The organism is Caballeronia sordidicola (assembly GCF_000729995.1).
Classification (GTDB): domain Bacteria; phylum Pseudomonadota; class Gammaproteobacteria; order Burkholderiales; family Burkholderiaceae; genus Caballeronia; species Caballeronia sordidicola_A.
In genome coordinates this window covers 38,045-59,248 of sequence record NZ_JNFG01000200.1, presented here as the reverse complement: position 1 = coordinate 59,248, position 21,204 = coordinate 38,045, and the positions used below count along the sequence as shown (strand labels likewise).

The 21,204-nt window shown below is 59.8% G+C and carries 20 protein-coding genes and 1 tRNA gene; 16 read left to right on the top strand and 5 right to left on the bottom strand.

The window, feature by feature from the left end; genetic code table 11:
• Positions 1-50: 50 nt before the first annotated feature.
• Both otsB and otsA read left to right on the top strand, forming a co-directional pair.
• Positions 51-839 (top strand): trehalose-phosphatase, encoded by a 789-nt coding sequence (otsB, locus tag FH08_RS0138345; RefSeq protein WP_051888864.1) that lies wholly within the window; start codon positions 51-53, stop codon positions 837-839.
• Entirely contained in the window at positions 836-2,215 is a 1,380-nt protein-coding gene (gene otsA, locus FH08_RS0138340; protein WP_031363419.1) for an alpha,alpha-trehalose-phosphate synthase (UDP-forming), read from the top strand. Before otsB ends, otsA begins: the two co-directional genes overlap by 4 nt.
• Before the next feature lie 56 nt (positions 2,216-2,271).
• Here otsA and FH08_RS0138335 read toward each other — a convergent pair whose 3' ends face one another.
• Positions 2,272-4,110, bottom strand: a complete 1,839-nt coding sequence (locus FH08_RS0138335; RefSeq protein ID WP_051888863.1) for an ABC transporter ATP-binding protein — start codon at positions 4,108-4,110, stop codon at positions 2,272-2,274.
• A 919-nt stretch (positions 4,111-5,029) separates the two neighbouring features.
• Between FH08_RS0138335 and FH08_RS0138330 the strand changes: the two genes are divergently transcribed.
• From FH08_RS0138330 to FH08_RS0138275, 12 genes are all read left to right on the top strand, one after another.
• Complete coding sequence (locus FH08_RS0138330; protein WP_031363417.1) at positions 5,030-6,094, top strand: glycosyltransferase family 4 protein; 1,065 nt, start codon at positions 5,030-5,032, stop codon at positions 6,092-6,094.
• A gap of 337 nt (positions 6,095-6,431) precedes the next feature.
• The gene (locus FH08_RS0138325; protein ID WP_031363416.1) at positions 6,432-7,262 is read left to right on the top strand and encodes a hypothetical protein; all 831 of its coding nucleotides are present in this window, start codon (positions 6,432-6,434) and stop codon (positions 7,260-7,262) included.
• 286 nt (positions 7,263-7,548) lie between these two features.
• Positions 7,549-8,277, top strand: a complete 729-nt coding sequence (locus FH08_RS0138320; protein ID WP_031363415.1) for an IclR family transcriptional regulator — start codon at positions 7,549-7,551, stop codon at positions 8,275-8,277.
• Positions 8,278-8,344: 67 nt separating this feature from the next.
• Positions 8,345-9,970, top strand: coding sequence for an OPT/YSL family transporter (locus FH08_RS0138315; RefSeq protein ID WP_031363414.1), 1,626 nt, complete (start codon positions 8,345-8,347; stop codon positions 9,968-9,970).
• Positions 9,971-10,009: 39 nt separating this feature from the next.
• Entirely contained in the window at positions 10,010-11,194 is a 1,185-nt protein-coding gene (locus FH08_RS0138310; protein ID WP_031363413.1) for an aminotransferase class V-fold PLP-dependent enzyme, read from the top strand.
• A 34-nt stretch (positions 11,195-11,228) separates the two neighbouring features.
• Complete coding sequence (gene pepE, locus FH08_RS0138305) at positions 11,229-11,984, top strand: dipeptidase PepE (protein ID WP_031363412.1); 756 nt, start codon at positions 11,229-11,231, stop codon at positions 11,982-11,984.
• Between the two features lie 93 nt (positions 11,985-12,077).
• Complete coding sequence (locus tag FH08_RS0138300) at positions 12,078-13,223, top strand: porin (protein WP_031363411.1); 1,146 nt, start codon at positions 12,078-12,080, stop codon at positions 13,221-13,223.
• Between the two features lie 70 nt (positions 13,224-13,293).
• Entirely contained in the window at positions 13,294-14,277 is a 984-nt protein-coding gene (locus FH08_RS0138295; RefSeq protein WP_031363410.1) for a DUF1177 domain-containing protein, read from the top strand.
• A gap of 272 nt (positions 14,278-14,549) precedes the next feature.
• Positions 14,550-14,867 (top strand): type II toxin-antitoxin system RelB/DinJ family antitoxin, encoded by a 318-nt coding sequence (locus FH08_RS0138290; RefSeq protein WP_031363409.1) that lies wholly within the window; start codon positions 14,550-14,552, stop codon positions 14,865-14,867.
• Positions 14,806-15,108, top strand: a complete 303-nt coding sequence (locus tag FH08_RS0138285; RefSeq protein ID WP_031363408.1) for a type II toxin-antitoxin system YafQ family toxin — start codon at positions 14,806-14,808, stop codon at positions 15,106-15,108. The genes FH08_RS0138290 and FH08_RS0138285 overlap by 62 nt, the downstream gene beginning before the upstream one ends.
• 411 nt (positions 15,109-15,519) lie before the next feature.
• Positions 15,520-15,840: a type II toxin-antitoxin system Phd/YefM family antitoxin gene (locus FH08_RS54520; protein WP_063177218.1), complete on the top strand. Its 321-nt coding sequence runs from the start codon at positions 15,520-15,522 to the stop codon at positions 15,838-15,840.
• Positions 15,791-16,063 (top strand): type II toxin-antitoxin system RelE family toxin, encoded by a 273-nt coding sequence (locus tag FH08_RS0138275; RefSeq protein WP_031363406.1) that lies wholly within the window; start codon positions 15,791-15,793, stop codon positions 16,061-16,063. Before FH08_RS54520 ends, FH08_RS0138275 begins: the two co-directional genes overlap by 50 nt.
• A gap of 191 nt (positions 16,064-16,254) precedes the next feature.
• Here the strand turns inward: FH08_RS0138275 and FH08_RS0138270 are convergent.
• From FH08_RS0138270 to FH08_RS0138255, 4 genes are all read right to left on the bottom strand, one after another.
• A tRNA-Val gene (locus FH08_RS0138270) sits at positions 16,255-16,329 on the bottom strand.
• A gap of 99 nt (positions 16,330-16,428) precedes the next feature.
• The gene (dnaQ, locus tag FH08_RS0138265) at positions 16,429-17,166 is read right to left on the bottom strand and encodes a DNA polymerase III subunit epsilon (RefSeq protein ID WP_031363405.1); all 738 of its coding nucleotides are present in this window, start codon (positions 17,164-17,166) and stop codon (positions 16,429-16,431) included.
• Positions 17,167-17,177: 11 nt separating this feature from the next.
• Complete coding sequence (rnhA, locus tag FH08_RS0138260; protein WP_031363404.1) at positions 17,178-17,636, bottom strand: ribonuclease HI; 459 nt, start codon at positions 17,634-17,636, stop codon at positions 17,178-17,180.
• Positions 17,636-18,481, bottom strand: coding sequence for a class I SAM-dependent methyltransferase (locus FH08_RS0138255; protein WP_031363403.1), 846 nt, complete (start codon positions 18,479-18,481; stop codon positions 17,636-17,638). Before FH08_RS0138255 ends, rnhA begins: the two co-directional genes overlap by 1 nt.
• Before the next feature lie 18 nt (positions 18,482-18,499).
• Between FH08_RS0138255 and gloB the strand changes: the two genes are divergently transcribed.
• Positions 18,500-19,303, top strand: a complete 804-nt coding sequence (gene gloB, locus FH08_RS0138250) for a hydroxyacylglutathione hydrolase (RefSeq protein WP_031363402.1) — start codon at positions 18,500-18,502, stop codon at positions 19,301-19,303.
• A gap of 158 nt (positions 19,304-19,461) precedes the next feature.
• Positions 19,462-21,111 carry a transglycosylase SLT domain-containing protein gene (locus tag FH08_RS0138245; RefSeq protein ID WP_031363401.1) on the top strand — a complete coding sequence of 550 codons (1,650 nt, stop codon included), beginning with the start codon at positions 19,462-19,464 and terminating at the stop codon, positions 21,109-21,111.
• Positions 21,112-21,204: the final 93 nt, after the last annotated feature.

The window sequence follows — 21,204 nt, the reverse complement described above, 5'->3', positions numbered from 1 at the left end:
TAACATGCGCACACTTTTCCGGTCCTTCTCCGGCTGAAAGGCAGACATAGATGCAAAACCTCCCAGACAAATTTCCGCTCGCCGCGACCGCTTTTTTCTTCGATTTCGACGGCACGCTCGTCGAACTTGCGCCCACGCCGGACGGCGTGACCGTGCAGCCGGTCGTACCGGCCATCCTCGGCGCATTGCGCCGCGCGACCAACGGCGCGGTCGCGATCGTGTCGGGACGAGGGATTGACAGCATCGACTCGTTTCTTTCCATGCCCGATCTGCCCGTGGCAGGTTTGCACGGCGCCGAGCGGCGCGATTCGAACGCGGATGTCCATCGTGTCGGTTTCAACGACGAGCGCCTGCTGCGCATGGAACACGTGCTCGAAGGCGTAGTGAAGGCCAACCCGGGCACGTTGCTGGAAATCAAGGGCGCGGCGCTCGCGCTGCATTACCGCAATGCGCCCGAGCGTGGCATGGCAGCGCGCGAGGCGACCGAGAAACTCGTCGCCCAATACGCGGATGCGTACGTGCTGCAGCCCGGCAAGATGGTCTATGAAATCAAGCCAAAAGACGTCGATAAAGGCCGCGCGGTGGTGGCTTTCCTGAATGAGCCACCGTTCGCGGGGCGCCGGCCGGTGTTTATCGGCGATGACCTGACGGACGAGAAAGGCTTCGCGGTGGTGAACGAGCGCAATGGGGTGTCGATCAAGGTCGGTGCAGGCGACACGCTTGCGCATTCGCGGGTGGAGTCGGTTGGCGCGCTGCTCGACTGGCTGCAGCGTATTGCCGGAATTGACGGCGCCGAAGGGTCTGACGGTACTGAAGGTTCTAAAGGGACGCATTCGTGAGCAGGCTGATTATTGTTTCGAACCGGGTCGCGCCGATCTCGGAAGGCGGCCCGGCGGCGGGCGGTCTGGCGGTGGGTGTCTACGACGCGCTCAAGGAAACCGGCGGCATGTGGTTCGGCTGGAGCGGCGACGTGGTCGCAGAGCCGCCCGACGGCATCACGCTGGAGGAGCGCGGCCGGGTGACGTTCGCGACCATTGGGCTGGCGCAACGCGACTATGACCAGTACTACCGAGGTTTTTCGAACGCCACGTTGTGGCCGGCGTTTCACTATCGGCCGGATCTGATCCAGTTCGACCGCGATGAATTCGATGGTTACTGCCGCGTCAACCGCTGGCTCGCGAAGCAACTGGCGCCGCTGCTGAAAGCCGACGACGTCATCTGGGTCCACGACTATCACCTGATTCCGTTCGCCCAGGCGCTGCGTGATGAGGGCGTGACGAACCGCATCGGCTTTTTCCTGCACATTCCGTTTCCAGCGGCGCAGGTTCTGCTCAGCGTGCCGCGCCATCGCGTGCTGGTCGAGGCACTGTGTTCCTTCGACCTGCTCGGTTTCCAGACAGCGCCCGATCTGCGCGCGTTCTGCGATTACATCGAGACGGAGGCGAATGGCTCGGTGGTTCGCATCGCTGGCGAGCCGAATGCCGTAAGCGCGTTTGGCAGGACGCTGCGGGCGGCGGCTTATCCGATTGGCGTTTATCCCGACGAGATCGCCTCGCTCGCCAAGGACGGCGAAAGCGGACGCGAAGTGCAGACCGTCAAGACGACGCTGCACAACCGCAAGCTGATCATGAGCGTCGATCGGCTTGATTATTCGAAGGGTCTCGTCGAACGCTTTCGCGCGTTCGAAAAGCTGCTGGAACATCAGCCGGCGCAGCGCAACAACGTCTCGTTCATACAAATCGCGCCGCCTACTCGCGCCGATATGGACACGTATCGCGACATCCGCCTTGCATTGGAAGCGGAATCCGGGCGCATCAACGGGCGCTACGCGGAGCTTGACTGGACGCCGATCCGCTATATCCATCGGCAATATGAGCGGCCGGTGCTTGCCGCGTTGTTTCGCGCGTCGCATGTGGGGTTCGTCACGCCGTTGCGCGACGGCATGAACCTGGTCGCCAAGGAATACGTAGCGGCGCAGGATCCCGACGATCCCGGCGTGCTGGTCCTGTCGCAATTCGCGGGCGCGGCGCAGGAATTGAACGGCGCGCTGATCGTGAATCCACTCGATATCGACGGCATGGCGGACGCACTGGCTACGGCCCTCGCGATGCCGCTGAACGAGCGGCAGGCCCGCTACGCCGACATGTTCGCCCAGCTCCGCGAGAACAACGTCTCCGTCTGGCGCGACAACTTCATGCGCGATCTGCAAGCGTAAAAAAGCCGCTTCGGTCTGATGAATCCGAAGCGGCTTTTATCGATGGTGATGCAAACTCAGGTTGATTCAGCCTTCGCGGCCAGTTGTTGCGAGGGCATGGTCGCCGGCGGCAATTTGCCGTGCTGCTTGGACAGCAGTTCCCGATACAAGCCCGGCCGATTGCGCAATTGATCCGGCGAACCGTCGTCGATCACCTTGCCTGAACTCATCACGATAATCCGGTCGAAGCCTTGCAGCGTCGACAACCTGTGCGCAATCGCAATCACCGTACGGCCGACCATCAGCCGGTCGAGCGCCTGCTGAATCGCTTCTTCCGACGAACTATCGAGCGCCGACGTCGCTTCGTCCAACAGCAGGATGGGCGCGTTTTTCAGGATCGCGCGCGCGATGGCAATGCGCTGACGCTGTCCGCCCGACAACTTCACGCCGCGGTCGCCGACGATTGTGTCGAACCCTTCCGGCATTGCGTCGATGAAATCCGAACAGCGCGCCTCGCGGGCGGCGGCGAGCACTTCTTCGCGCGACGCGTCCGGGCGACCATACGCAATGTTCTCGTACACAGTTCGGTGGAACAGCGAAATGTCCTGCGGCACGAGCGCAATCGACATCCGCAGGCTGTCCTGCGTGATCAGCGAGATATCCTGTCCATCGACCTTGATGGCGCCGCCCTGCGGTTCGTAGAAGCGTTGCAACAGCGCTAGCACCGTGGATTTCCCGGCGCCCGATTTGCCGATCAGGCCAACACGCTGACCCGGCTCGATGTGCAGGTTGAATTTATCGAGGATCGGCCGGCGGCGCGGATACGCGAACGTGACCTCCTCAAAATCCACCCGCCCGCCTTGCGGCACGAGCTCCGTTGCGTCGGACCGGTCGGGCATGCCGTGCGGTTCCAGCAGCGTTTGCACCGCTTCCGCCAGACGCGCGACGTGCTGCGTCACATCCACGAGGGCGACCGCCAGATCGCGGGTGCCGTGGAGAATCGTGAAGCCGAGCGAGCTGACCAGCACGATATCGCCGGACGTGGCGCGCCCCTTCGACCACAGCCACAGCGCCCAGCCGAGCAATCCGGCCGAGAGAATCGCGGTCACGACGGCGTGGAACAGCCGCAGCTTCTCGAGGTACAGCAAGCTTTGCTGACGCGCGACCATTTCGGCCTTGACCGTCGAGCCGAAGCGCTTTTGCTCGCGAAACGTCATACCGAATGCACGCACGAGCGCCATGTTGCCGATCACGTCGACCAGCTCGCCGTCAACAGACGCCGCTTTCGTGGCAAACGTGTGATGCCTTGCGGAGCCGCGTCCGGCGAGCCGGTACAGCACAAACGCGAGAATGGCTGAAGCCAGCATCAGGCAGCAGGCCATGAGCGGATTCACCGCAACGATCATCACGATCGCACCGATCACCGCGATGCACGGCGGCAACACGTTCCACGCCATGGTGTTTTCGGCGGTATAGATTGCGTTCGACGTCGCCGTGATCCGGCTGGCGAGCATGCCGGGCTGTTTCTCGGAGAAGTAGGTGGGGGAATGGCCGCTGAGGTAGGAGAACAGGTCGCGCCGCAAGTCGCCCGTCACGACGACGAACGTATGCGCGCCGACCCAGCCGCCGACCCGCCACAGCATGTTGTCGGCGGCGATCAGGCCGACCAGGATCATGAAGGCGGACCAGAGCGGACCGGGATGGCCGCGGCCCTGGCCGAGTACGTCGATCAGATGTTTGATCGCGTATTGCGACGCGAGCGCGCAGCCGACCGCAGCCAGCACGCTGGAAAGCACGGTAGCGTGCGCGACCGGATGCCGGCGGATGTAACGGAACAGGAAGGCCAGCGGGCGATTTGCATAGCTCGCTAGCTTCGCGTTGTGCACGTTACGCTGAGAGACGGTGAGTTGGTCCAATGGTTGTTTTCGGTCGAGTAGAGCGGTTGAGCGCGATGCTTCGCCGTGGCCACATGTGCGGCGCGTCTGGCCAGCGAGGCAATGGCGTGCCAGTGGCGTGCAGCACCGATTGCTGAATTGTAGCGAGTGTAGCGAGCCAAATCGTCTCGCATAATGCTTTCCGTGGTGCGTATCCATCAGCCTAAGCTGATTTTCGGCAAAAGTGTGTCGCCTGAACCGGGCAATCAATGTCCATTGGCGATGCGTCCTGCACTTTTCACGGTCAGCCCGGTGCTGCTCGCGGTACCCCGACATGCGCTGGCTTGAATTGCAAATGACGCCCTTGGCAGGGTGAGAGCACGTCGCGGTCCCGCTACCTGAAGCGGCGCTAAATGGCAAATCCGGTGCCTGGCCGGTGCGTCGTGGCGTGGCCGGGATTTGAAGGACGTCGCAGCGTCTTGCCCTCTGGAGCGTGGCTGCGACGGGTTTGGTTCATGTCGTTCAGCGTAGAACAGCCTTGTTAAACAAGGGCTTGCAGAGTGTATCGACGATGTAACAACGTAAATAAGTTGAAATGTAAGATTGGAAACCTTGCAAAAACCGGGATACTTGCCTCCGGGTTTCCCCTTAGGTGTTTTGACAGGTTGTTGTAGGTTCCGGTCAACGGCTCCGCAGGTTGTGCGTTTATGGCTGGGTGCGTTGCTTTTACGAGATGGAATCGATCTTGCTCTGCCTGATCACGCTCTGAAACAGACGCCCGACACCCACAGCAGCAGCAACACCCAAGCAAACAGCGAAGCATCGCGATTTTTTCTCGTGCTATCGGCCATACCGCTGGAGACACCAGCACCGTGCCGAGTCCGGGTAGGGCGATTCGCTTGATTTAACGACCGATGCCAAGCGCATCAATTTTGCCTGACATTATTAGGAGTTTCCGAACATGCGAATCGCTCAAATCGCGCCTCTTCACGAAGCCGTTCCCCCCAAGTTCTATGGCGGCACGGAGCGCGTGGTGTCCTATCTGACCGAAGCGCTGGTTGAGGCCGGTCATGACGTCACGTTGTTCGCGAGCGGTGATTCGCAAACGTCGGCGAAGCTCGAAGCCTTCTGGCCGCAGGCGCTGCGCCTCGACCCGACCATCCGCGACACGATGGCGCCGCACATGCTGCTGCTCGAAGAAGTCCGCCGCCGCGCCGACGAGTTCGATGTTCTGCATTTTCACATCGACTACTATCCGTTCTCGCTGTTCTCGCGCCAACCGGTGCCGTTCCTGACGACCATGCACGGCCGTCTCGACCTGCCGGAATTGCAGCCCATTTTCAGCACGTTCAACGACGCGCCGGTCGTGTCGATCTCCGACAACCAACGTCAGCCGTTGCCGCAAGCCAACTGGCTCTCGACCGTGTATCACGGCCTGCCGGAAAACCTGCTCAAGCCGATCCCCAACGTGGAACCGGGCTACCTCGCGTTCCTCGGCCGTATTTCGCCGGAAAAGCGTGTCGACCGGGCCATCCGCATTGCAGGCGCAGCGGGCATGAAGATCAAGATCGCGGCGAAAATCGATAACGCCGATCGCGCGTATTACGAAGAGCAGATCAAGCCGTTGTTCGCGCTGCCGCATGTTGAGTACATCGGCGAGATCAACGAGCAGCAGAAGACCGAATTCCTCGGCAACGCGCACGCGCTGCTGTTCCCGATCGACTGGCCGGAGCCGTTTGGCCTGGTGATGATCGAAGCCATGGCTTGCGGCACGCCTGTCATCGCGTTCAACCGTGGATCGGTGCCGGAAGTGATCGAAAACGGCGTGTCGGGTTTTGTCGTGGAAGACGAACTGAGCGCGATCGCCGCCGTGAAGCGCCTTGACACGCTGCCGCGCGCCAAGGTGCGTCAAGCGTTCGAAACGCGTTTCTCGTCGAAGGTCATGGCCGCGCGTTATGTTCATACCTACGAAGAACTGCTGCGCGCCAAGCGCCGCACCGTTCTGCGCGAAGTTAATGCAGGCTGATTTTTACGTTCGATAGTGATCCTGGCCAACGCCGCCTGATCGCTGACTTGCCGCCCGCTTGCTGATTAAGCGGAAACAACGCCCCGTGCGCCGTCAGGCGCACGGGGCGTTGTTGTTTTGACACACTGCAGAGGCAAGCTTCACGCGTTATCGTCGGGTTGAGCATGCCGGGCCGCTGCCGTTTTCGACATTCTCCCTATAATATGCGGGCCTCGCGAAATGCAGCGCAGCATTAAATCGAACGTTTGAATAGGTGTGGAAGTCTCTTGAAAATCGCATCGGGCGACGGGAGGAACTTACCGCCCGAACAAGGAAAGTCGTGAACAGGAGCGAAGTTTTGGCGAGAACGAAGCAGAGTAGCGCGAGCCCGGCACCCGGTGCTGGCACTGTGTTCGCGCTGCGGGCGATCGGACTCGTGCTGGCCGCGCGCTGGTTGTTCTCGATGTCGCAAATGGGCTACCTCTCTTCAATGCGCGCGATGACTTCATCGCCGTGGGCCTGCGTCACGCTCGTGCTTTTGTTCTTGCTGCTGTTTCTTCCTGGAGCCCGGGCGCGCGCCGATCGGCCGCTGCATCCGTTGCCGCAGTGGCTGCGGCAAGCGTTGCGGCTGCTCGCGCTGCTGAGTTTTCTATTCGCGCTATGGTCGGTCGGGTTCTTTACGTGGACGGCGGGGTGGAAAAACGCCGCGCATGCCCTGGCTGAAACTAATGGCTGGCTGCTCGTTGCGCCTGCGCTTTATGGTGTGGTGCTGTGGATTTGCCGGCCGCGCGCGTTGTGGCGCACGAATATCGCGGCGCGCCGGTTTGCTATCGGCCGTTATGCCATCTCCATCGATACCACTACCCGCACCGCCGTCGTCTGGGCCGAAAGCCGCAAACTCGGTCAGTACGATGCGCGGGAGTTATCGGTGAAATGGCCTGAGGGGATGGGGGAGACTGTCAGTTCCTCCGGCTTGGATAGCACCGCTGTCGCTGCCGTCGTGCCCAAGAAGCGCGGTTTGTTCGGCCGCGATGCGCGTCCCAAGATGGAACTGCTGTGGGATTCGCCCGCTGCCGCCGGACACAATCGCAAAACTGTCTTCCGAGCGGCTCTGGCGAGCGAGGGCGACCGCAAGACGGCGCGGGCGCTCGACATGTCGTTGCGTCAGAGCGTAAGCATCGCGACTTGAACCTGGACGCGTAGGCCGAACACTTAGGAGCGCTTGCATACAAGGCCCTCAGGTATTTGCCTGCGGGCTTTTTTTATGGGCCTCGATCTCGCGTTCACCAGAGTCTGACACCAGCATTTTTCATCTTTACCCGCGCCATATTTAATCCGTATTCCTGACTATATTCAGCCTTCCACGCAACTAATGGGTATTTACCCTTCGTTGACACTGACGGCAGCCTCCGTTTATTCTGGTTTGCATACAGAGACACTGTCTCTCATAGAGAGACGCCTACAAAAGATACGACATGCTAAAGACATTGGATAGCGCGTTGGCGCTGCTGACTCGATTCACGCTTGAAGAGCCGACGTGGGGTGTGCGCGAACTGGCGAAAGAAACAGACGTCCACCATTCGATTGTTCATCGTGTGCTTGCGACGTTCGCGGCGAACGGCTTCTTGATTCAGGACAGCGCCGGACGTTATTCGCTTGGCCTGCGGCTTTTTGAACTCGGACAGATTGCGCACCGGACGTTTGCACCGTCGGAAATCGTGCAACCCGCTCTGGATGCCCTCGCGCATGACAGCGGCGAAACGGTCTTTTTGTCGTTGCTCGACGGCATGCAGGGCGTGTGCACCGACATCGCCCAGAGCCAGCAGCAACTGCGCTTTTCAATCGAAGTGGGACAGCGCTTCCGGCTCATCGCCGGCGCTCACGCCAAGGCCATCCTTGCATTCCAGCCGGACGAATTTCGCGCGGCGGTGTATCAGGAAGCGCATCTCTCCGATGGTTCCGCGATTGATGCGCGCCTCGATCAAGTCCGCGCCGATGGCTGGAGCCACACCCGCGAAGAAGCGGCTGCCACGGTCGCCGGGCTGGCCGTGCCGCTGTGGTCGCGCGATCGGCGTCGCGTGATCGGCTCGTTATCGATTGCAGGGCCGGTCCAGCGGCTAGATGGCGAAGCGGTGCCACGGCTCATCGAAGCGCTGAAGAAGACGCGCGAAACGATCGAACCCGTTGTCGGCCTTCTTCGCTGAACGCTACTACCGCCGTCCACTCACAAAAACCCGCCGGGCTTCGTTAAGCCGGCAGAGATCCGACCTCATGAAAGCATCGATCGACGCGCCTGACGCCCAGGCAGTGCCCCTGGATCAGGACGCCACCTCTCGTCCACGCGTCTCCTTTTTCGAGCCAGTCCTGCTGCTGGTATCAATTTGCCTGTCCGTGCTTGGCGCGATCATCGGCATGCAATTGATCGTGACACTTGGCATCTCCGCCAATACGTCGATCATCGGTGCGCTGATGGCCATCGTATTCTCGCGGATTCCGTTGGCCGTGACGCGGCGTTTTCGCGTTCTTGAGCGCCAGAATCTTATGCAGACGGCGATTTCATCGGCAACATTCGGTGCGGCCAATTCGCTCATGATCCCGCTCGGCGTCCCGTTCGCGATGGGCATGCCCGAGCTCGTCACGCCGATGCTCATTGGCGCCATTGCCGCGATGCTGGTCGATGGCGCCATGCTCTACAACCTCTTCGGCAGCCGGATATTTCCGGCGACCGGCTCGTGGCCGGCTGGTGTCGCCACGGCGGAAGCCATTTGGGCAGGCGACCGCGGTGGCCGCAAAGCAGCATTTCTCGGGTTGGGCGTGGCGGCCGGCATTGGCGGCGCGCTGATGGGCGTGCCCATGTCCGCGTTCGGCGCGGCCTTTCTCGGCAACCTGGCGGCGTTGACCATGTTCGGCATCGGCTTACTGGTGCGCGGTTACTCCATCCCGGTGTTTCACGTCGATATTGCCGCCGCCTACATTCCGCATGGCTTGATGATCGGCGCCGGAATCGTCGCGCTGTTCCAGGTTGCTCGCGAGATTCATCGCTCGCGGGCCGGCGCCGCCACCGATCCCCGCAATCTCGAGATGACGAGCGCTCGGGCCAAGCGAGTGTTATCGGGCGGATTCGTGGCCTACATGCTCGTCGCGTTGCTGATCTCCGTGCTGGCCGGCCATATCACCGAACTGTCGCCGGCCATGCTGATCGGCTTTGTCCTCTATGCCGCGTTCGCGGCCTACGCCCACGAGTTGATCGTCGGCATCGCGGCCATGCATTCAGGCTGGTTCCCGGCGTTCGCCGTCGCGCTCATCACCTTGACGATCGGCATCGTGATCGGCTTCCCGCCGTCCGCGCTGGCCGTGCTCGCCGGTTTCTCAGCCGCAACCGGACCCGCGTTCGCGGACATGGGTTACGACCTGAAAACCGGCTATCTGCTGCGAGGCGAGGGCCGCGACATGGCAGCCGAACTGGCTGGCCGTCGCCAGCAGCTGTTCGCGGGCATGGCAGGTTTCGTAGTCGCGGCGATTGTCGTCATCATCTTCCACGATCACTTCTTTTCGCGCGGCATGCTGCCACCGGTCGACCGCGTTTATGCCGCTTCGATCAAAGCGGGGTCATCGATGGAAATTACCCGCAACCTCGCCATCTGGGCCATTCCCGGCGCGTTGCTCCAATGGCTTGGCGGGTCGAAACGTCAACTTGGCATCCTGCTTTCAACCGGGATGCTGATCGCGTCGCCGCTCGCGGGATGGGCCGTGCTTGCCGGACTCGCTATCCGCTTTGTCGTGACAAAGTTGCGAGGCGATCGCCATACCGCAGAAATGAGTGCCTTCGCGGGCGGCGTGATCGCCGGGGATGCACTGTTCAGCTTCACAAGTTCCGTCACGCGCCTGCATAAGTGATTGACCTTTTCCCCCGCTTACCCGATTAGAGACGCAACCATGGATATGCAAGCCATCCGCGCAGCCACTCCGCTGACCGCGACCACTGTTTATATGGACACGGCCGCCGCGTCGATTCCGCCTGATGTCGTATTGGAGGAGGCACGCCGCTATCTTCTCGATACCGGTCATATCGGCATCTACTTGCCGTCGTTTCGCAAGGAGACGTACGCACGGGTTGAAGGCGTGCGTGCGCAGCTTGCCGCTTTCCTCGGCGCACAACCGCACGAGATTGCTTTTACGAAGAACGGCACGGAAGCGATCTCGCTGGTTGCACGGGGTATCGACTGGAAGGCCGGCGATGAAATCCTCGTCGCCGATACGGAAATGCTCAGCAATTTGTTGCCGTGGCGCAGGCTGGAGCAGACTCATCAGGTAATCGTGAAAATGATCGCGGCGGATGCGGCCGGCGTTCTTTCCCCGGACGCGTTCGCGGCCGCCATCACCGCGCGTACGCGGCTCGCCACGTTCTCGCACGTGCCCAATTCAACCGGTGCTGTTCAGCCCGCCGCACAGATCTGCAAGGTCGCGCGCGAGCGCGGTGTCTTGTCCCTGGTCAACGCGGCGCAGAGTGTCGGTATGTTGCGGGTGGACGTGGAGGAGCTCGGCTGTGATTTCCTGGCAGGCTGCGGCCGCAAGGCGCTGCGCGCAACTGAAGGGTCAGGCTTCTTGTATGTGCGCGAGACGCATATCGACACGCTCGAACCCGCGCTTGCCGGTTGGTGGAACGGTGTGTTCGATCGCGCTACCGGAGCCCTGTCGTTCGTGCCGGGCGCGCGACGCTTCGAGGCGGGTTGCCCGATCGTGCCAGCCATTCTTGCGCTCGGCGCAGCGATTAGTTATGCAGAACAGATCGGGATTGAGGCGATTGCCAATCGGGTACGCGAGCTGACTGCGTATGCTGTGAAGCAATTTTCTTCGCTGCCTGGATTCGAGCTGTATGGGCCGCATGAGATCACGCAGCGCATCGGTATCGTGCCGTTCAACTTGCGCGGTGTCGATCCAGCCATGCTCGTCTCGGCGCTTGAAGCGCAACAGTGCATTATTGAAGCTGGCAGTTTCATGGCGGACGCTATTCTCGCGCGATACGGCGTGAGCACGATGGCGCGCGTGTCCCTGCATTATTTCAATACTCACGAGGAGATCGACCGCGTCGCGCGCATCATTCGCACGACTGTGGCTTGAATCCAGTTTTATCGACTACCAAGAGGGTTATGCCATGACACAACGCATTCTTTTGATGAGCAGTTCACGCAAGGATCAACTCGGTTATCTCGAACATGCAGGCGAGCAGATTCACGCGCTGTTGAAACACGAGCCACGCAAGGTGTTGTTCGTGCCATTCGCGGCCGTCACTTTCAGTTTCGATAGTTACGAAGATCTGGTCAAACCCGTATTCGATCGCCTTGGGTATCCGCTCGAATCGATTCATCGAAGCGAGAACCCGCTCGCGGCGATAGAGCAGGCGGACGCTATCGCAATCGGAGGCGGCAACACTTTTGCGCTTCTCAAGCGGATGTATGACGCCGGTATTGTCGATGCGATTCGCGCGAAAGTCCTGGCCGGAACGCCGTACGTGGGATGGAGCGCGGGTAGCAACGTAGCGTGCCCGACGATCCGTACCACTAACGACATGCCTGTCGTCCAGCCGCCGACGCTGCGCGCGCTCGGGCTCGTTCCGTTCCAGGTCAATCCGCACTTCATCAGCGGTAAACCTGTCGGCCATAACGGCGAAAGCCGGGAAGAGCGCCTTGCGGAGTTTCTCGCAATCAATGCGCCGGAACAGGTCTTCGCGTTGCCTGAAGGATCGGCTCTGTATTCGGACGGTACGCACGGCACAGTCCTTGGCGAGCGTCATGCTCTGCATTTCCTCGGTGATGGGCGAATCGAGACCTTGCGTGAAAACGAGACCTTTGCGTTGTCCCGCATAACCGGTCCCGCCGATATAAACAATTGGCCCGAATTCATCCGCTAACCGCCTAAGTTCCATCCGCCACCTCTTCACGCCTGTGCGCTTGCGCGCAGGCGTTGGTGACGCTCGTCCCACGTTTCCAGAGACCGCTGAATCATGACGTCTTATCGCTGGCTGCCAGCATTGGCACTTACTTTTCCCTGCGCCGTGTGGGCGCAATCCAGCGTCACGCTATACGGCATTATCGATGCCGCGCTGACCTATCAGACGCATGCGAATTCCGCAGGGAACAGCGTCGTCGGACTTCAACAAGGCAACGAAGGTTTCATATCCGGCAGCCGTTTCGGCTTGCGAGGCAGTGAGGATCTGGGTGGCGGTGCGAAAGCAGGCTTCACGCTTGAAAACGGCTTCCTTGCCAACAGCGGCCGTCTCGACCAGCAAGGCCAGTTGTTCGGCCGCCAGGCGTTTGTGAAGATCGGCAACCAGTACGGTGACCTCGCGTTGGGGCGTCAATACACGACGGCGAACACAATGTTGTATTACGTCGATCCGCTCGGCATTGGCGCGGCCCCGTCGAATTCCTGGATGGTATTTCTCACCGGCCAGCGGTACGACAATTCGGTCAGCTACACCGGCAACTTCGGCCCCGTCACGGCGATGGCGCAATACGCGCTTGGCGGCACGCCCGGCAGCACTCTGTCGATGTCGTCCACCTCGCTCGGCCTGAAATATTCGAGCAATGCGATCACGCTAATCGGCGATGCACAAACTACTCACGACAGCGCCAGCCGCGCCGCGCGTATCTATATCGCAGGCGTGAAGGCATCCGTAGGTCCCGCCAAGCTGTTCGCAAACTATATCTACAGTCGTCGCGATGCCGGTTTCGACTCCTCGCAGGGCGGCACCGATACCGCCTCGATCACGAGCATGACGACCGCTGCCACGCCGTTGAATTCCGCCGCGATCGGTTCTGTTTTCTCCTCCACGCGCCGCGACGATTTCTTTACCGTCGGCGCGAGTTACCTCGCGACGCCTGCGCTTACGCTCACCGCCAGCGCGATGCTTGACCGCACGCGTGCGGACGGTTTCAACGGCACTCGCGCGACCACCTATGGCGTAGCCGATTACGCGTTCAGCAAACGCACCGATGTATACGTTGCGCTCGCGTACGACTGGGTCCATGGCGACTGGTCAGGTCTCTTTGGCAACAGCACGACCAGTTACACGGGCGGGAGCGACAAGCCGCTGAACGGCCGCAACAACCAGACCACGGCAATGTTGGGACTGCGGCACGCATTTTGATTTGTTGTTTTCGTTTTGTACTCCAAAGCGAAATTTTGTTATTGTTTTTTGCATCATGGAGCATCTCAGCATGTCATTGCAGACCACGCTTGTTGCGTATGAAGCGCTCGATAGCGCAACCGTCAATGGGCAGAGCATCGTCAAGATGTTTGCGCCGTTTTCCGAGTTCAATGTCACCGTGAAGGTGACAACCGTTAATAATGAGCCGCCGGAAGATCCCACCAAAACCGTTGACTTCGTGTCGATCCTGATTCCAGGGACGAAAGGTAAATCCATCGGTGGGACTGCGCGGACGTTGGGCGTGATCGGCCGCAACGGGGCTATCGGCGCGCGACCGGTTCGGATCGGCATGGTGTCGGACGCGGATGGTCCGATCGGTGCGATCGCGACCGCGCTCAAGCTCGCGCACATGAAGCGCGCAGGCGACCATCTTCCGGGTGACGTGATTGTCACCACGCATATCGCGACGAATGTATCGATGAGCTTCAACGACGGCGTGGCCTTCATGGGCATGCCGGTGTCGTCGGAGACCATGAACACCTATGAAGTGTCGGACGCGATGGACGCGATTCTTTCGATCGATGCGTCCAAGGGAAACAGCATCATCAAGCAACGCGGGTTCGCCCTCACGCCGACGGCCATGCAGGGCCACATCCTGCGGATGTCGCCGGATCTGGTCAAGGTCATGGAGTCCACGACGGGCAGGGCGGCTGTCACGCTGCCGATCAGCCAGCAGGACATCACGCCTTACGACAATGGGCTTTATCACTTCAACAGCATCATGCAGCCGCATATTGCGACTGAGGCGCCGGTTGTAGGGGTTGCGGTGACGGCGCAGTCGGTGGTGGGCGGCAGCGATTCAAGCGCCAACCATGAGGTCGATATTGCGGAGGTCGTGCGTTTTTGTGTCGAGGTCGCCAAGCGGTTCACGGTTGCATCGACGGATCAGCCGTGCGAGTTCTACAACGCGGCGGAGTGGTCGAAGATTCGGGGGATGTACCCGGATTTGTCCGTGTTTCAGACATCAGGCGGGGTGGCCGGCGGGCGTGTCTAAAGCGTACCTTTGGGTTACTGAGCCGATGCAACGGCGGTTCGAGCAGGCAACCGCTTCGTGGCTCGCACGATTCGGATGAACCGCGTCTTAGGGTAAAGCCGCCGTTCGGTGCAGAGTCCGGGCAACTCGATTTGCGGCGTGTTTGCTCTGTAGCGTCATTGTAGCTACAATGACGCTACGACGCCCGATATCCAAATGAGGACCTTACTCTCCGTGCGTCATGGACGTTGCCGCGTTGAGCGTCCATAACTAACGCTACGAGGTTCAAGCCAATGGCACCTGTCACCCTAAAATCTGCTGATGTGCGTACGCGCATCGAGCCTGAATTGAAAAAAAGCGCCGAAACGGTGTTGGCCGAAAATGGGCTGACCATATCTGACGCCATTCGTATGTTCCTTCGCCAGGTGGTTGTCTATGGCGGCTTGCCGTTTGACGTCCGCATCTCCAACGAAACCACTTTGCAGGCGCTTCACGAGTCACGGTCGATGAAGGGAAAAGCGCGCTTCGACTCCCCAGCGGACCTATTTAATGAACTCGAAGCAAAAAAGGGCAAAGCTGCCCCGAAAAAGCGATCGCACGAAGCAGTTTGAGAAGGATTGGGTGAGTCTCTCGCATTCGGGTCGATACGACATGCGAGCGCTCAAGAACACGATGCAGTTGCTGACCGCCAACGATGAACCGCTGCCGCCCGAGTACAAGGATCATGAGCTAAACGGTGACTGGGCTGATCATCGCGAATGCCACGTTGGGGGAGATTTCTTGTTGATCTACCGCGCCGACGACAAGGAGGTCGTTTTTGTTCGCGCCGGGACGCATTCGGAACTGTTCTAAGAGAAAGATGATCAGAATACAGAGCTCGGGTAGCCAGTGTGAACCATGCCGTCAGTCACCCACCGCAATCAACCAAATCAAAGGTTTTATTTGTCGGGCGTGATGGTGTCCTGGCGTGCCGCTCCTGGGGAAGGCCACGGCCTTTTCCAGTGAGGCTATGCGGGCAGCTCGCGTACATTTGGTCCGCAGTTGGAAAAAAAGGCCAAAATGATCACTTTGAGCTATTTTGTCTACGGTGGTACACTTTGGTCGCTTCGGTGGGTGTTAGTGCTTGTCGCTCAAAGCCTCACACGCTCAAAATCGCAAGCTTAAACTCTGACTCCAAGCTATCCACTGAACCCGTGAACCTTTAGATCCAAGAATCCATAAATTCAAGCTCAGCAAACGCAAATTCAAAAAGGAAGGTATGAAATGCCGCAAACCCTCACATTTAGTGCGAGGGACGCGAAGACTCGATTTGGCGAGGTTTTGGACGAAGCGCTCGGTCAGCCAGTGGCTATCACTAGGCATGACCGGCTTACAGCGTATGTGGTGTCGAAGCGTGATTTCGAGGCACTCACTAACAAGGTTCAAGAACTTGAAGATCAGCTTTGGTTGGCTAAGGCTGACGCTGCTCGCAACGAAGGTTTTGCGAGCTCCAAAGAGGTCGACGCGCTCCTAGCAGAACATAGGAACGTTGGTGATGAACTTAGCAATGACAAAGCAGGCCCTAAAGGCCGCAAAAAAGCTTGATGCCAAGCAGTTCCGTCAGGTGGTAACTGCCGTTCTGAATCTCTTGGATGACCCCGAGCCTCACGACAGTCAGCTTTTGAAGGGGGCGAGTCGTGGCGAGCGAAGGATAGATGTTGGGGAGTACCGGGTGATCTATGCGGTGGGCGACGACCTTGTGGAAGTGCTGGTCATTGGTCAAAGGAACGACGATGACGTGTACAAAATCTGGGAACGGATGAAGTAGCAGCACGAGCCCGCTTAGGCGGGCTTTTCTTTGGCCAAAAGTGTCGGGCGGCCGCTGCGCGCTGGGGAGCCGCCCGTTCTCTCGACCAAGACCGGGCGCGCCACGTCCCTCATCTTTCCGTACGCAGGCCGCCAGTAAAGAAAAAGGCTCACGTCATTAGACGCAAGCCTTTAATTTGCCGCTCAATAATCTGGTGGGTGGTACAGGGATTGAACCTGTGACCCCTGCCGTGTGAAGGCAGTGCTCTACCGCTGAGCTAACCACCCGAAGAGCTTTGGATTATGTCAGAGCTTGGCCGTTTCGTAAAGCGAATCTTTGAGCACTTCAATAATCGCGTTGCCTGGATCAACCCGGATCGACCCCGATCAGGAACCCGCCGCTACCTCAACCGCGACAACCGTTTCGATCCGCCACACGCTCGTCCCCTTGACCGCTTTGTCGAGATCATCGAGCACGGCGAGATGCGCGCTCAATTCTTCTTCCGATGCCACCAGCACCGGCAACTGCAGGTCATCGAGCGAGATACGTGGCGCGTGACCTTCGCCCGTTGCCGGCATCTCGCCGAGCATATCGATCACCAGGCTTTCCTGGCCACGCGTCATTGCCAGATAAACTTCTGCCAGCAATTCCGAGTCGAGCAGGGCGCCATGCAACGTCCGGTGTGCGTTGCTAATACCAAACCGGTCACACAAGGCATCAAGCGAATTGCGCTTGCCGGGGAACATCTGCTTCGCCTGCACGAGCGTGTCGATCACCCCACCGCACACTTCCTTCACACCAGACATGCCGACTAAACCGAACTCCACGTCCATGAAACCGACGTCGAACGGCGCGTTGTGAATGATCAACTCCGCGCCTGCGACGAAGTCGCGCAACTCGGCGGCGATATCGGCGAACTTGGGTTTGTCGCTGAGAAATTCCGTGGTCAGGCCGTGCACCGCGAGCGCGCCCGGATCGCTGTCGCGTCCCGGATTCACGTAGAAGTGCAGGTTGTTGCCGGTGAGCCGTCGATTCACAAGCTCGACGCAGCCAATTTCAATAATACGGTCGCCCGTGCGGGCGTTGAGGCCGGTGGTTTCGGTATCGAGTACGAGTTGGCGCATAGAGATAAGAATTAACCTTCGGCGAGTGAAGTGACGCCGCGATTCGCGAGCGCGTCGGCGCGTTCGTTTTCCGGATGGCCCGAATGGCCTTTCACCCAGCGCCATTCAATTTGATGCTGGACCACCAGCGCATCGAGCCGCTTCCAGAGATCCGCGTTCTTGACGGGCGTTTTCGCCGCCGTTATCCAGTTCTTCTTTTTCCAGCCATGAATCCACTCGCTGATGCCCTTTTGCACATATTGCGAGTCGGTGTGAATGACCACGCGACACGGCCGCTTCAGCGCCTCGAGCGCCGAAATCACGCCCATGAGCTCCATGCGGTTGTTGGTCGTCGGCGTTTCGCCGCCGAACAATTCCTTTTCCTGATCGCCGAAACGCAGGAGTGCGCCCCAGCCGCCGGGGCCAGGATTGCCTTTGCAGGCGCCGTCGGTATAAATGTCGATTACTTTGTCTGTGGTATCTAAGGTCATCAATGCTCGTTGCGTGTATGCGGCGTGGCGACTGGTGCGAGGCCCGGTGCGAGGGCAGGTTTCTTAAGCTTGCGCGGCCCGATCAAACGCATGCCGCGCACGCGTTTGATGGCCGTAATCATGTAGGCGGCGCCGAAAATGGGCCACCACCGGTCGCCGGCGGCTTCCATGAACTGATAGCGCGCCAGCCACTGTTCGGTCAGGAGAGGCGGACGATAGCAGCCGAAGCGCCCGCGTTCAAGGTCGAATCCGAGCAGCTTGATCCAGTCCTTGATCCGCGTGAACGCGATCATTTCGTGTGCGGACGGGACAAACGGCTTGCCCGCAACCTTGCCAAGCGATTGCCGCGCGCCCCACAGGCTGAGTGAATTGAAGCCCAGGATGATCAACTGTCCTTCAGGCACCAGCACGCGCTCGGCTTCTCTGAGCAACCGATGCGGGTCGCTGGTGAATTCCAGCGTATGCGGCATGACCAGCAGGTCGACGCTCTGCGCCTCGAACGGCAAATCGAGCAAGTCGCACCACACGGCACTGCGTCCTTCCGGCGCGTACAGGCCGCGGCTGGCTGACGGCAGCGACGTCACGCCCGGCCGCACGTCGGCTGAAATTGACGGGGGCAGCGTGAAAGGCGCGCTGGCGGCGCTGGCGGTATCGAGCACGAGTCCACGATACGGCATGCGGTTCTCGCGCAACGCGTCGAGCCCGGGCAGGCCGAGTTGCAGCGCGTGATAGCCGAAAATATCCGACACCACGCGGTCGAGCTGCGCCTGTTCCCATTCGAGCACATAGCGGCCGGGCGCAGAAAGTGTCCAGGCGGGCCAGTCTATAATTGTTCGCTCTGACATGTTCGGGTGAGTCGCCTTATGAAAACGCTTGAGTACGTGCCGGTTCCGGCGTTCGAAGACAACTACATCTGGTTGGTGTCGGACGGTCACAATGCCGTCGTGGTCGATCCCGGCGACGCCGCGCCCGTTGAAGCCTATTTGACGAAACGTGGTTGGCGGCTAACCGCTATTTTACTCACGCACCACCATCACGACCACGTCGGCGGCGTCGCAAAACTGCTCGTTAGCCAATCGGCCGATGGAGAAATTCCGGTGATCGGCCCGGCTGGCGAGGCTATCGAGCATTTGACGCGGCGCGTGAAACAGGGCGATCACGTCAGTATCGCGAGTCCGGCAATGGAATGCTCGGTTATCGACGTACCCGGACATACTGCCGGACACATAGCCTACTTCCAGCCGGGCGACCCGCAAGGGACACCGCATCTCTTCTGCGGCGACACCTTATTCGCAAGCGGCTGCGGCCGTCTGTTCGAAGGTACGCCGCAACAAATGCTGAACTCACTCGACGCGCTCGCGGCGCTCCCCGACGCCACGCTGGTTCACTGCGCCCACGAATATACGCTGTCAAATATCCGTTTCGCCCTCGCGGCTGAGCCGGACAACGCGGCGCTGGCCGAATGGCAGAGGGAAGCGGAGGGCTTGCGCGCACGCAACCAGCCGACCATTCCGACCACGCTCCTGCACGAACGAAACGCAAACCCTTTCTTGCGTGTCGGCGAAAAAAACGTGCAAGCCACCCTTGCCACCCAGTTCGAGCGCCCGGTGCGCGACCGGCTTGACGCGTTCACACTGATGCGCGGCTGGAAGGACAAATTTCGCTAACCCGTTGCCGCCTGCGGTTATCTTCATCTGAAACGTGGAAAACCATTGCAGGCCTCGGATTTTGCTGTGTTTTTTGCATTTATATTGACGTGGTGAGTGCGCTTCCGTACTATCGGGCCAAATTTCCAAGCACATTTTTTTTGGAATCCGAGACGTTCATGCGATTGATTTTAAGCGCGCTCCTCGTCCTGACATTGGCTGCTTGTGCCAGCCAGGGACCGACAGCGACCAACTCCCTTTCTTCACTACCTTCCGCTCAGAATCAGCAAGCCGTAGCAGACGCCATCCGCAAGACCGCGGCCGCCAAGGAAACGATCAACGTCGACAAGACGTCCCTCGATTCGCTTAGCGGACCTGACGGTGATTTGTGGGGCCGTATCCGCCGTGGTTTTCAGATTCCCGATTTGCAAAGCGACCTCGTCGACATGCAGGTCAACTGGTACGCGCAGCGCCCGGATTACGTCGAGCGCATGACGGGCCGCTCGCAAAAATACCTGTATCACATCGTCGAGGAACTCGAGCAGCGGCATATGCCGACCGAACTCGCGTTGCTGCCGTTTATCGAATCGGCCTATAACCCGCAGGCGCTGTCGGTTGCGAAGGCCGCGGGCATGTGGCAGTTCGTGCCGGGCACGGGCCGCGACTACAACTTGAAGCAGAACATGTTTCAGGATGAGCGGCGCGACGTGCTGGCGTCGACCAGCGCGGCGCTCGACTATCTTTCGCGCCTCCACGATATGTTCGGCGACTGGAATCTGGCGCTCGCCGCATACAACTGGGGCGAGGGCAATGTGCAGAAGGCGATCGCGAAAAACGAGGCGATGGGCCTGCCGACGGACTATCAAAGTCTGCGGATGCCGAACGAGACCCGCAACTACGTGCCGAAGCTGCAGGCGGTGAAGAACATCGTCGCCAATCCGCAAATGTATGGGCTCACGCTTCCGGACATTCCAAATCACCCGTATTTCGTGACGGTCACCACGTCGCGCGACATGGACGTAACGATGGCCGCCAAGTTGGCGGGCATGACGGTGGAGGAGTTCCGCTCGCTCAATCCGTCGTTTGCGAAGCCGGTGATTCTCGGTGCAACGAGTCCGCAGATTTTGCTTCCCTTCGATAACGCCAGCGCTTTCCAAAAGAATCTGAAGTCGTATTCGGGCCAGTTGTCGTCGTGGACGACTTACACGGTGAGCGAACGGGCAACACCTGCGGTCATTGCGATGAAAATTGGCGTGGACGCGGATACGCTGATGTCGGTGAACCGCATTCCCGCAGGCATGCGGCTGAAAGCGGGCTCGACCATCGTGGTGCCGCGTAACGATGACGACGACGAAGACATCAGCGCCGATGTCGCCGAAAGCGCCATGCTGGCCGTCGAGCCGGACGTTCCCGATACGCGCAAGATGTTGATCCGCGTTCGCCGTGCGCAATCCATGTCGACGTTCGCCGATCGCTACAACGTGTCGATCTCGCAGGTTAAAAGCTGGAACCGTACTCACCGCGATTCCGTTATGCCCGGTCAGTTGATCGTGTTGCACGTGCCGGTCGGGCGTGCTGTTCCGGCCGAACCGGGTCCGGTGCGCGTGGAAACGGTGGCTGTGTCGAGCCGTAACAGGGGCGGCGTGACGAAAATCGGCACGCACGTGCCTGAATCGAAGAGCACGGCACGTGGCGGCAAAGCAAGCGCTCCGGCCAAGGTGACGCGCGTATCTGAAAAATTCAATGCGCCGTCCAAAGCGGTCAAATTGGAGACGGTTTCCAAAACCGCGAAATCGACCAAGACGACAGATAAAAAGAAGAAGCAATAACCTGTCTGTGCGGTCAAGAATCCACGCCGTCACCAAGGTGACGGCGTTTTCAATGGCACGTGCGCGTTAAACTGCCGCTTCATATCAAAACCC